Genomic DNA, 11,055 nt, shown 5'->3' on the forward strand with positions numbered 1-11,055 from the left:
CGGCCGGCCTTCATTGGCTTGTCGCTTGTGCTCGGTGTTGCGCACGGTAGCGACTTTCGGGTTGCTGTGGTGGATCCGAATCGAATCGTGGAACAGTCGCCCCAATATGAGTCGGCGGGCGCGGCTTTGCAGCGCGAGGTCGAGGAGCGTGAGCGGATCCTGCGTGAGCAACAGGATCAGATCTCCGCACTGCAAGGCCGTCTCGAACGCGAAGGCGCCTTGATGAGTGAGCAGGAGATTCAGCTCCTGCAGAACGACATCCGCAGCCGGACCCGGAAGATCAAGTATGCGCGCGATGAATTCCAAGAGGATTTCGCGCTGCGTCAAAATGAGTTACGAACGAAACTCGCCCTGCAGGTCCGTGAGGTGATCGTGGATGTGGCCAAGGCCGAGAAAATCGATTTGGTGATCAGCGAAGGGCTGGTCTATTTCAGTCCCCGAATCGACATTTCGGCCCAGGTGATCGAACGACTCAAACAGGAATTCGAAAGTAAATGATCGGGGGTGATGCCGCTTGGCTGTCACACTGGGTGAGTTAGCGACCCGACTCGGTGTCGCGTTGAAGGGTCCCGCCGATGCCCTGGTTGATCATCTCGCGCCGGTGACCTCCGCGGGTCCTGGCAGTCTGACCTTTTTGGGCGATCGCCGCTTGCGTCGCCATCTCGTTGAGACACAAGCTGGTTGCGTCATCCTCACGGCGGCGGATGCCGAGCACTGTCCCGTCCCCGCACTTCTGAGCAACAACCCCTATTTGATCTTTGCCCGAGCCGCGCGGATCCTCCATCCCTCGCCCTCGGTGGTTGGGGGAGTTCATCCCAGCGCGGTGGTGGATCCTGCCGCTCGGGTCGATCCGACGGCCTGGATCGGTCCCTGCTCGGTGGTGGAGACAGGGGCCCTCATTGGCCCGCGGGTGTTTGTGGGGCCGGGATGCGTGATCGGTACCGATGTCGAGATCGGAGCGGACAGTCGACTCGTCGCTCGGGTCACCCTGTGCGTGGGAACCCGCGTGGGGGAGCGGGCCCTGATCCACCCTGGTGCCGTGATCGGGCGCGAAGGCTTTGGGTTTGCTCGCGACGGAGAACAGTGGGTGCGGATGCCGCAGGTGGGGCGCGCCATTCTGGGTCATGATGTTGAGATCGGCGCGAACACGACCGTTGATCGTGGCGCGATTGGGGATACCTTGATCGGCAATGGGGTGAAGCTCGACAGCCAGATCCAGATCGGTCACAACGTCGAGGTTGGCGATCATACGGCGATGGCGGCCAATACGGGGATTTCGGGATCGACGCGCATCGGGCGCAATTGCACCATTGCCGGCGCTGTCGGGATGGCTGGCCATCTGGAGATTGCCGATGGCGTTCATTTTACGGGCATGGCGATGGTGACCCGCTCGGTCTCCGCGCCTGGTGTCTACAGTAGCGGGATTCCGGCCATGCCGAGCGCGGACTGGCGGCGGAACGTCGCCCGGTTTCGACACTTGGATGAATTGGTCCGGCGGATCAAGCAACTCGAGACACAAATCGATACCATGAAACAATCAAATGGGCGAGAGGTGACCTAGCATGGAAGGATCGCATGCACTTCCGGCGAATCCTGATCTGGTGGCCCCTCACTCGGAGGCCGTTTCGAGCACGATGGATATCCATAAGGTGCTTAGCCTCTTGCCACACCGGTATCCGTTTCTCCTGGTGGACAAGGTCACCGACTATAAGGTCGATGACTACCTGATCGCACTGAAGAACGTCTCCTTCAACGAGCCTTATTTTACTGGACACTTTCCCGTCCGGCCGGTGATGCCCGGTGTTCTCATCGTCGAGGCGCTGGCCCAGGCAACCGGTTTGCTGGCGATGGTCTCGCGACCGGATGAGGTTGGCAACAAGCTGTACTATTTCGTTGGGATCGATAAGGCGCGGTTCAAACGTCCGGTCGAACCCGGTGATCAACTGATTCTCGATGTCAAACTCCGCCACGTGCGGCGTGGAATCTGGAAATTCGAGGGCGAGGCCCGCGTTGATGGTTTCCTGGTTGCGAGTGCTGATATCATGTGTACGGCGCGAGAGTTCACCGCTTGATCCACCCGACAGCCTTGGTCGATGCCGGTGCGGTCCTCGGTGAGGAGGTCGAGGTCGGCCCCTATGCCATCATTGGGGCGGATGTCGAAATCGGTGCGCGCACACGAATCGGTTCGCATGCGGTCATTAAGGGTCCGACGCGGCTCGGCAGCGATAACCGCGTCTTTCAGTTCGCGAGCATCGGTGAGGATCCCCAAGACAGAAAGTACGGCGGTGAGGTCACCCGGTTGGACATCGGTGATCGCAATCAGATTCGTGAATTCGTGACCCTGCATCGCGGGACCCTGCAGGATCAGGGCGTGACACGAATCGGCGATGACAATCTCTTCATGGCCTATGTTCACGTGGCGCATGACTGTCGAATCGGCAACCATGTCATCATGTCGAACGCGGCCTCGCTTGGGGGGCATGTGCGGATCCAGGATCATGCGATTTTGGGCGGCTTTACGATCGTTCACCAATTCTGTCGGATTGGATGCCATGCCTTCACCGCGATGGGGTCGGTGTTGAGCAAGGATGTCCCCCCATATGTGATGGTGGGCGGTCACCCGGCCGAGCCGCGGGGGATCAATGCCGAGGGTCTGCGGCGGAGCGGCTTTTCGAGTGAGACCATCCAGGCGATCAAACGCGCCTATCGCAGTCTCTATCTGGGCAACCGATCGCTGGCCGAGGCACTGGATGAATTGACGCGAATGGCTGAACAAACCCATGAGATCGAACGCCTCGTCGAGTTCATCCACTCCAGCCAGCGCAGCATCGTCCGCTGATGTTGACAGTCGGCATTGTTGCGAATGAGGCGTCTGGCGACATCCTTGGCGCTGCCCTGGTGCGCGAGATTCGCCGACGTGTCCCCGAGGTCGAATTCGTCGGTGTGGCGGGTCCGCGGATGCAGCAAGAGGGTTGCCGCAGTCTGGTCGATATGGAGCGACTCTCGGTCATGGGCTTGGCCGAGGTGTTGGCTCAGCTGCCGTCGCTGATCCTCATTCGGCGCCGGTTGGTGCGGCATTTTCTCCATAACCGTCCCGACGTCTTCATCGGCGTCGATGCCCCCGATTTCAATCTCGGATTGGAGCGACGGCTCCGCGATGCGGGGATCCTGACGGTTCACCTGGTGAGTCCAACCGTCTGGGCCTGGCGTCCGGGGCGGGTGAAAACCATCCGCCGAGCGGTCGATCTGATGCTGAGCGTGTTTCCCTTCGAGGAGACCTTCCTGCGCCAGCATGGGGTCCCCGCGCGCTATGTCGGGCACCCGTTGGCAGACGAGATCCCGCTCGAGATCGATCGGCTCGGGGCACGTCGTGCGCTGGGGTTGTCGCAGGGGACGATCGTCGCGATTTTACCGGGCAGCCGCATCGGTGAAGTCGATCGGCTCGCGGAGCCGTTCTTGATCACGGCGGCGCGGCTGGTGGCAGCGCGGCCCGAGGTCCAGTTTGTTGTCCCCCTGGTCAATGCGCGCGTACGCGAGCGCTTTTGTCGCACCTTGGCGTCTGTTGCCCCGAATCTGCCGATCACACTGGTCGATGGCCGCAGTCGCGATGTGATGGCGGCGGCGGATCTCGTCTTGGCCGCCTCCGGGACGGCGACCCTGGAAACCCTGCTCTCGAAGCGACCGATGGTCGTCGCTTACCGGGTCCACCCCCTCAGCTACTTCGTGGTCAAGCAATTGGGCCTCGTCAAGGTTCCCTATGTGGCGATGGCGAACATCCTGGCGGAGCAGGAACTGGCGCGCGAGTTCATTCAAGATCGCTGTCGACCGGAGTTGCTTTTGCCCGCCTTGATCGCGTTGCTCGACGCCCCCGACTGGGTGACCGAGATCCAGCAACAGTATCGGCGGATCCACTTGCAACTGCGTCAAGATGCCGCGGCGAAGGCGGCCGCGGCCGTGCTGGACCTCATCAAGTCTTGAGATGAGGAGCGGGCGATCCCTCCCGTGGTCTCCAGGATCCCCGTGTGGATTGGCGCCTAGGGCGGGGGCGGTGGGCGGCATCAGGAACCCAGGCGTGTCCTCCCGATACCGACTGCCGGGGTTTGGTGCCGGTCCCTTGTGCGACACATCCGACGAATAGCATGAGCACCAGTGTTTTGATCGCGGGTGTCGACGAGGCCGGTCGGGGTCCTCTTGCCGGACCGGTTTGCGCGGCTGCTGTCATTCTGGATCCAGACTCACCGATCATCGGCCTGGCAGACTCGAAACGGCTCAATGCACGCCGTCGTGACGCACTCGATGCTGTGATCCGCGAACAGGCTCTGGCCTGGTCCATTGCCTGGGCGAGCGCCGAGGAGATTGATCGCATCAATATCCTGCGGGCGTCTCTCCTGGCGATGCAACGGGCTGTTTCCGCATTGAACATTGCCCCGGTGCGCGTGCTGGTCGATGGCCAACAGTGTCCGGATCTGCCCTGCGCGACCGAGGCCGTCGTGGGTGGAGATGGCTGCATCCCCGCGATCAGCGCGGCCTCGATTCTGGCCAAGGTCGCCCGTGATCGCTGCATGGGGGAACTCGATGTGCATTACCCTCACTATGGCTTTGCGCGTCACAAAGGCTATCCAACGCGCGCGCATCTCGCGGCGCTGCAACACCACGGACCTTGCGCGGAACATCGGCGCAGTTTCGCCCCTGTTCGGCGCCTCCTGCAGTCGTCATCTTGAGGCCGGGCGCGGCACCGGTGTGGTTTGGGAGCGATGGGTGAGACGAGGTCTCCGGGCGCGAGCACGTGGGTTGCGCCTGCTCAGCGCTTTTGTGCTGCTGTCGTGTCTCGGGTTGGCGACCCTGTGCGCCGCAATGGACGGACAGGATCGCCTTGTCCAACGCGGCGATACCCTTTGGATGCTGGGTGGTCGGTTGGCGGGTGAGATCGGCGTGACCCGCGAGCAGGCGATGTTGGCGCTCCTGGAACGCAATCCCGATGCGGTCTCCACGCCCTGCAACGTCAATGGAACCTTGCGGGTCGGGGCGCGTCTGCAGTGGCCTCTGCAGCCCTGGGCATCACTGCCCGATGAGACCGCGGCGCGGCGCATCATTGCACAGCACGCGCGGGACTGGGATGCCCAGCGCCAGCTCGGTCAACCTCTGACCTGTCCTCCCGTGCTTGAGGAGACCGCGCGCCCGCCAGCGACAAGCCCGCCGGTGTCCGCGGAACCGCAATCCCTGCAAGACGGCCTCCCGGCGGAGGAGCCGGCCACGCTGCGTCAGGCAGCGGACCCCGGTCTTCCAGACGGGCCACCCGCGCCGCCCATCCTTCCCGTTCTCGACCACCACGAAGGGATCGATGGCCCGCTCCCAAGCGGCCCCAGTGCACCCCTCTGGCTGCTGGCGCTGCTCGTGCTCGCACTGGTCGCGGCCGCGCACCTGGGCCGTGTGCGCCATCGGCCCGCGGTGGTTCTGCCGCTGAGCGGCGCCGCGCCACCGGTTTCCCGTCACCGGGCGGTCATGCAAGCCTTTCGCTCCGGCCAACTCGCGCTCTTGCTTGCGGCAGCGCTTGCTGGTTTCCTCGGTGCGCTGGTCACCGTGATCTTTCGTGAAGGCATCCTGCTCCTGGAGTGGTTGTTGGTGGGGCAGAGCGGGAGTTTGGTCGCGATGGCACACGCCCTGACGCCCTGGCAGCGCCTGCTCATCCCCGCCCTGGGCGGCCTGCTCGCGGGGCTGATCCTCACGCGGATCGGCGCGCGCTTGCGTGGCCGCACGACGACCGACTACATGGAGTCGGTGACGCAAGGTGACGGCTGGATCAGCGTTCGCCACAGTCTCGTGAAGTCCGCCTCGTCGCTCGTCACGGTGGCGTCGGGCGGGTCGATCGGCCGCGAGGGCGCCATGGTGCAACTGGCGGCGATGATGGCCTCGGTAATCGGACGTCTTGCGCGCTTCCCGCGCGAGCGGCTGCGTCTGTTGGTCGCCGCGGGCGCGGCTGCCGGACTGGCGGCGGCCTACAATGCCCCGATCGCGGCGACCATCTTCGTGGCTGAAATCGTGCTCGGCTCCATCGCGATCGAGTTCATCGGACCCTTGATCGTTGCCGCTGTGATTGCGAATGTGACCGTGCATGACCTCATGGGTTACGCTCCCGTGTATGACATCCCCGCCTTCCACCTCGTCAGCGATGGGGAGTTGTTGCTCTATCTGCTGCTCGGGTTGATCGCTGGCCACGTCGCGCCCGTGTTCCTGAATCTGCTGGCGCGCTCACATCGACTCTTTGCCCGCCTGCCGGTCCCCTTGGCGGGCCGCATGATGCTCGGCGGGCTGATCGTGGGTCTGATCTCGGTCTATGAACCCGCCGTTTGGGGCAATGGCTACAGTGTGGTGAGCACGGTGCTCAATGAGCCTTGGGTCTGGCAGGCACTCTTGACTGTCTTGGTGTTGAAGATCATCTCAACCGCCGCGACCCACGGCTCGGGCGCGATCGGTGGGGCCTTCACCCCGACCTTGTTCGTTGGGGCCTTGCTCGGGGCGCTGTTTGGCACGCTCGTTCAGGTGCTGATCCCAGACGGGACCGGACCGGCGAGCGCCTACGCCGTCGTGGGCATGGGGGCGATGCTGGCGGGGACCACCCATGCCCCCTTGATGGCGATCCTCATGGTCTTCGAGATGACGATGGACTATGCCATCGTGCTCCCGCTGATGCTGGCCGTCGTCACCGCCCATTATACGGCGCGCCGCTATGCGGACATCGCGCCCATGTACGCCGATTCGCTCCTGCCGCGTGAGCATGATCCAGCAGACTCCAGCGTGCCGCGTGACCCAAGTGGAGCGATTGGTGAAGCTCGGCGCCCTGTTGGCCAGCAGCCATCGTCGTCACCCGTGCATCATCCAGGGTGAGATCGGCCCGGACAGGACGCGCGGGCACGGCGCTTGACGGGCCGCGACCCCTGCGCCTAGCCTTATGGGCTTGAACCTGAATCGGGTGCGAGGAAAAGACCTTGGGACGACAATTGGTCACGGTGTTGCGTGCGGGCGGCGCCTGCGCTGACTGCCCGCGGGTCGCGCGAGCATGAGTGTCATCGCGGTGGCCGGCAACAAGGGCGGCACCGGTAAGACCACCTTGTCGTTGAATCTGGCGGCCGGACTCGCGCGGTTGGGCAGCGTGGTCATCATTGATGCCGATCCCCAGCAGTCCGCCTATCAATGGCGTTTGATCGGTGAAGAGAACAGCACCCTGCCTGCCGTGATCGCGGCCGCCTTCGCGCTTGAGAAGACGATTCAAGCCCTGCGCGAGGTCCACACGCATCTGGTGATCGATTGCCCACCCTCGATCAAGGCGCCCCAGACCGAGCAGGCGTTGCGCTGGGCTGATCAGGTGCTGATCCCGCTGCAACCCTCACCCATGGACCTCTGGGCGACCAGTCATCTCGCGCGGGTCGTCGACAGCATGCGTGCCGAGAACCCTGGTCTGCGCGCCCACCTGGTGATGAACCAGATGGAACCGCGCACCACCTTGTCCCGGATCATGCCCGAAGCGATCGCTGAGTTGGATCTGCCGGTGGCACGCACGGCCCTGCAGCGTCGCTCCATTCATCGGCTCTGTGTGCTCGAAGGGCGGACCGTCTTCCAGGCCGGCCGGCGGGGAGCGGCCGCGGTTGCCGAGATCAATGACCTCATTACCGAGATCCTCGAATCATGACCACGCGTGAAAACCAAACGGAACGACGACTCAAAGACAGCATCCGCAAGGCGAAGGGGAGTGCGTCCGTGAGCGCCAGCGCGGCCACCGCGACGACGCAGACGCCAGCAGCGGCGCCGACCGCTCAGGTGGAAAGGGTTGCGCCGGCCCCCTCCACAGCTGGGCAGATCCCGACACGTCGTCCCTCACCGCTGCCGTCGCGCCGCGTGTGGCCTGACTGAGTTCGGTCGCGCGCGTGCGCGCGGCACGCCACAGCACGCACGGTCGGTCAGGTTGCAGCGAGGCCGCTACCGGGGCTGTGTGCGTTCGACGCCGGGTTGGCGGTCATGCGCGTGCCGCTTGTTGGTTTGAGCGAACGTCATTCAGCCGACGTCGAGCAGTCCTTTCAGCGTATGCAGATGCGTCAGGCCGCGTGCCTTGCGGTTGACCGAGGTGTCTTCATGTTCGCCATCCCAGACGAGCTGGTCCTGGGGCACCTCGCCGAGAAAGCGACTGGGTTCACTGCTGGCCCATGCACCATGGCGTTTGCGACGACGCGCGAGGGTGAAGGTGAGGGTTTCACGCGCGCGTGTGATGCCAACATAGGCAAGGCGGCGCTCCTCCTCGATCGTGTCCTCCTCGATGCTGGTGCGATGCGGTAGCAACTCCTCCTCCATCCCGACCAGGAAGACGTGGGGGAACTCGAGACCCTTCGCGGCATGGAGCGTCATCAGACTGACCCGGTCGCCGCCCTCCGCTTCGTCCTGCCGATCGAGCACATCCATCAAGGTCAGGTGGCTCGCCATCTCGGCGAGGGTGCGCTCCTGGAGTTCACCTGTGTTGAGCGCGGTGAGCCAGCCGAGGAGATCGATCACATTGGCATAGCGGCGGTCAGCGACGGCTTGACTCGAGGCGTTCTCGCGCAGCCAGTGGGCGTAGTCGATCCGCTCGACGAGCGCCTGCATGGCGCCAACCGGGTCGCGCTCACCGCGGCGTGCATGCTCCTCGATCAGCGTGGCGAAGGCGCGCAGCGGCGCGCGGCGCCGCTCACTGAGTTGTTCGGACGACGCCAGCGCGTCGCAGGCCGCCAGCAAATGGAGGTCGTGCTCCTGGGCATGGAGCGCCAGGCGCTCGACCGTGGTCGGACCAATCTCACGGCGTGGCGTGTTGACGATGCGCAAAAAAGCGGCGTCATCCTCTGGGTTGGCCAGCAGCCGAAGATAGGCCATGAGATCCTTGATCTCAGCGCGTGCAAAGAAGGAGGTGCCACCGCTGAGAACATAGGGAACATTGTGTTGGCGCAGCGCCTGCTCGAGCGGGCGGGCCTGATGATTGCCGCGATAGAGGACGGCCAAATCCGAGAAGGCGGCCCCGCGGGCAAATCGCAGATGGAGGATCTCGGCCACGACCCGCTCGGCCTCGTCGGTCTCGTCCGCGCAGCGCAGCACCCGTGGTGATTCCCCTGGGCCATGTTCGCTCCAGAGACGCTTCGCAAAGACGTGTGGGTTATGGGCGATCAGTGCATTGGCCAGGGTCAGGATGCGCGCGCTCGAACGATAGTTCTGCTCCAGCATGATGACCTTCAGGGTCGGATAGTCCTGCTCGAGCCGGGCGAGATTCTCGGGGCGGGCACCACGCCAGGCATAGATGGACTGATCATCGTCGCCGACGACGGTGAAGGCACCGCGTGCTCCCGTGAGCTGACGCACCAGGTCGTATTGCGCCCCGTTCGTATCCTGGTACTCGTCGACCAAGAGATAGCGCACCCGCGCCTGCCAGCGTTCGCGGTGATCGGCATGAACACGCAGCAGGCGTGCCGGGCGGAGGATCAGATCGTCGAAATCGACCGCGTTGTAGGCACGCAGCGTGCGTTCGTAGTCGCCATAGAGGGCGGCGCAGCGCGCCTCGAAGTTGTCCTCGGCACGCTCCTGTGCCTGCACCGGGTCGATGAGATCGTTCTTCCAACGAGAGATGCGTTGCTGCAACGCCGCGGGACTGAAGGCCTCACTGTTGCGCACCCCGCGCAGATGTTCCTTCAGAAGTGCTTCAACGTCTTGGGCGTCGAGCAGCGAGAAACGTGGACGCAACCCGGCTGGCTCCGGATGCTGACGCAGCATCTCGAGACCAAAGCGATGGAAGGTCGAAATGGCCAAACCGCGGGTCCGGGTGCCCTTGAGTTCATTCACCACCCGCTCGTGCATCTCGCGCGCGGCCTTGTTCGTGAAGGTGAGTGCACGAAGATGGTGTGGCGCGATGCCTTGCTCGATCAGGTATGCGATCTTGCGCGTGATGACGCGGGTCTTGCCGGAGCCGGCGCCGGCGAGGACTAACAGGGGACCGTCCTGATACTGGACGGCCTCGTATTGGCGGCTGTTCAGTCGGTTCATCGCCCCGTCCCGAGCGAGCCTGATCCAGAGATCCGGGCGGGCGGGCGTCGGGGTTTGGGCGGCGTGAGTCGCGCCTGGCGGTGGCGGGGTGACGAACTGGGTCGCATGCGGGTTCCTGTTGCCGGGAGTGGGTCGGACTGGGATGGCGGCGGGTGGCGCGCGTTTGAATGCCACGGCACAGGATACCCTGTACCCGTGTCGGACAACCATGGATGCTTGCAATGGCGCGCGCCACCCGGATTCCCGCGTACGATTCCCGTGGGGCTGCGCGGCCGCTCGGACCTCGCCGCGGTGGCGATGGCGTCTTCAGATCAGGGTCTGCCGTCGGACGGTTCAGCCTGGGTGTGTTCGCGTGAGCGCTGGAGTGAGACAAGGGCCGATGTTCGTACTACCATGATCGGGTCATGCTGGATGGATGCGAGCTGGGCCCCGAGTCGCGCCGCCGGTCGGTATGACCTGGGCCTGGATGTGCGATATCGGTGCGAGGGCTTGACACCGTCTCGGACACGGAACGCGACGACTCTTGTGGTCCGAACCCAGGCACATCGCTGCCGTGCGCGCACTCCGCGGACCGACGCCACCGCGAGACGATCGACCATCACAACGAACGACTGACTAACCCGAGCGAGAGAGGCACATGATGAGACGGGCTTTACTGATCACCGTACTGGCGCTGTGGTGCCTCGGGATGGCTCAGGCACAAGAGCAGCCCGGTTCCGTGGGTGGCGGTTTTTTGGATGCTCCAACGGTCATGCCCTCACCCATCACGGGTGATGCCGTGGAACCCGATATCACCATTATTGAGTCCGGTGACCAGGTGATCTACGAATACCGCGTGCGCGGACAGCTCTACATGGTCCGGGTCCAACCCCAGTTTGGGCCGCCCTACTACCTCTTTGACACGACCGGTGATGGGGTTCTGGATGCGCAGGATACGGCGCCGACCAACATCACGATCCCGCAATGGGTGCTCTTTCAATGGAACTGATGGCCGTGGACGCT

The 11,055-nt window shown here is 63.9% G+C and carries 10 protein-coding genes; 9 read left to right on the top strand and 1 reads right to left on the bottom strand.

Annotated features, from left to right (window positions below; translation table 11 throughout):
• Window positions 1–12: 12 nt before the first annotated feature.
• From CKO25_RS06840 to parA, 8 genes are all read left to right on the top strand, one after another.
• Window positions 13–498 carry an OmpH/Skp family outer membrane protein gene (locus CKO25_RS06840; protein ID WP_371829707.1) on the top strand — a complete coding sequence of 162 codons (486 nt, stop codon included), beginning with the start codon at window positions 13–15 and terminating at the stop codon, window positions 496–498.
• Window positions 499–514: 16 nt separating this feature from the next.
• Window positions 515–1,561 (top strand): UDP-3-O-(3-hydroxymyristoyl)glucosamine N-acyltransferase, encoded by a 1,047-nt coding sequence (gene lpxD / locus CKO25_RS06845; protein WP_200387178.1) that lies wholly within the window; start codon window positions 515–517, stop codon window positions 1,559–1,561.
• Between the two features lies 1 nt (window position 1,562).
• A complete protein-coding gene (gene fabZ / locus CKO25_RS06850) occupies window positions 1,563–2,072 on the top strand; it encodes a 3-hydroxyacyl-ACP dehydratase FabZ (protein ID WP_200387179.1) in 510 nt (169 codons plus the stop codon).
• Window positions 2,069–2,839: an acyl-ACP--UDP-N-acetylglucosamine O-acyltransferase gene (gene lpxA / locus CKO25_RS06855; RefSeq protein ID WP_200387180.1), complete on the top strand. Its 771-nt coding sequence runs from the start codon at window positions 2,069–2,071 to the stop codon at window positions 2,837–2,839. The genes fabZ and lpxA overlap by 4 nt, the downstream gene beginning before the upstream one ends.
• Window positions 2,839–3,978 (top strand): lipid-A-disaccharide synthase, encoded by a 1,140-nt coding sequence (gene lpxB, locus CKO25_RS06860; protein ID WP_200387181.1) that lies wholly within the window; start codon window positions 2,839–2,841, stop codon window positions 3,976–3,978. Before lpxA ends, lpxB begins: the two co-directional genes overlap by 1 nt.
• 161 nt (window positions 3,979–4,139) lie before the next feature.
• Entirely contained in the window at window positions 4,140–4,721 is a 582-nt protein-coding gene (gene rnhB / locus CKO25_RS06865; RefSeq protein ID WP_200387182.1) for a ribonuclease HII, read from the top strand.
• Window positions 4,722–4,758: 37 nt separating this feature from the next.
• The gene (locus tag CKO25_RS06870; protein ID WP_338115079.1) at window positions 4,759–6,885 is read left to right on the top strand and encodes a ClcB-like voltage-gated chloride channel protein; all 2,127 of its coding nucleotides are present in this window, start codon (window positions 4,759–4,761) and stop codon (window positions 6,883–6,885) included.
• Between the two features lie 172 nt (window positions 6,886–7,057).
• Window positions 7,058–7,687, top strand: a complete 630-nt coding sequence (parA, locus tag CKO25_RS06875) for a ParA family partition ATPase (protein ID WP_200387183.1) — start codon at window positions 7,058–7,060, stop codon at window positions 7,685–7,687.
• Window positions 7,688–8,049: 362 nt separating this feature from the next.
• Here parA and CKO25_RS06880 read toward each other — a convergent pair whose 3' ends face one another.
• Window positions 8,050–10,053: a UvrD-helicase domain-containing protein gene (locus CKO25_RS06880; RefSeq protein WP_200387184.1), complete on the bottom strand. Its 2,004-nt coding sequence runs from the start codon at window positions 10,051–10,053 to the stop codon at window positions 8,050–8,052.
• 637 nt (window positions 10,054–10,690) lie between these two features.
• Between CKO25_RS06880 and CKO25_RS06885 the strand changes: the two genes are divergently transcribed.
• Window positions 10,691–11,041 (top strand): DUF2782 domain-containing protein, encoded by a 351-nt coding sequence (locus CKO25_RS06885; RefSeq protein WP_338115080.1) that lies wholly within the window; start codon window positions 10,691–10,693, stop codon window positions 11,039–11,041.
• Window positions 11,042–11,055 lie beyond the last annotated feature (14 nt).

This window comes from Thiocapsa imhoffii (assembly GCF_016583985.1).
In the GTDB taxonomy this organism is placed as follows: Bacteria; Pseudomonadota; Gammaproteobacteria; order Chromatiales; family Chromatiaceae; genus Thiocapsa; species Thiocapsa imhoffii.

Excerpts from the sequence above, each read along its gene's own strand:
- fabZ (WP_200387179.1), top strand. The coding sequence starts at position 1,563 with ATGGAAGGATCGCATGCACTTCCGGCGAATCCTGATCTGGTGGCCCCT.
- lpxB (WP_200387181.1), top strand. The coding sequence starts at position 2,839 with ATGTTGACAGTCGGCATTGTTGCGAATGAGGCGTCTGGCGACATCCTT.
- rnhB (WP_200387182.1), top strand. The coding sequence starts at position 4,140 with ATGAGCACCAGTGTTTTGATCGCGGGTGTCGACGAGGCCGGTCGGGGT.
- parA (WP_200387183.1), top strand. The coding sequence starts at position 7,058 with ATGAGTGTCATCGCGGTGGCCGGCAACAAGGGCGGCACCGGTAAGACC.
- CKO25_RS06880 (WP_200387184.1), bottom strand. The coding sequence starts at position 10,053 with ATGAACCGACTGAACAGCCGCCAATACGAGGCCGTCCAGTATCAGGAC.
- CKO25_RS06885 (WP_338115080.1), top strand. The coding sequence starts at position 10,691 with ATGATGAGACGGGCTTTACTGATCACCGTACTGGCGCTGTGGTGCCTC.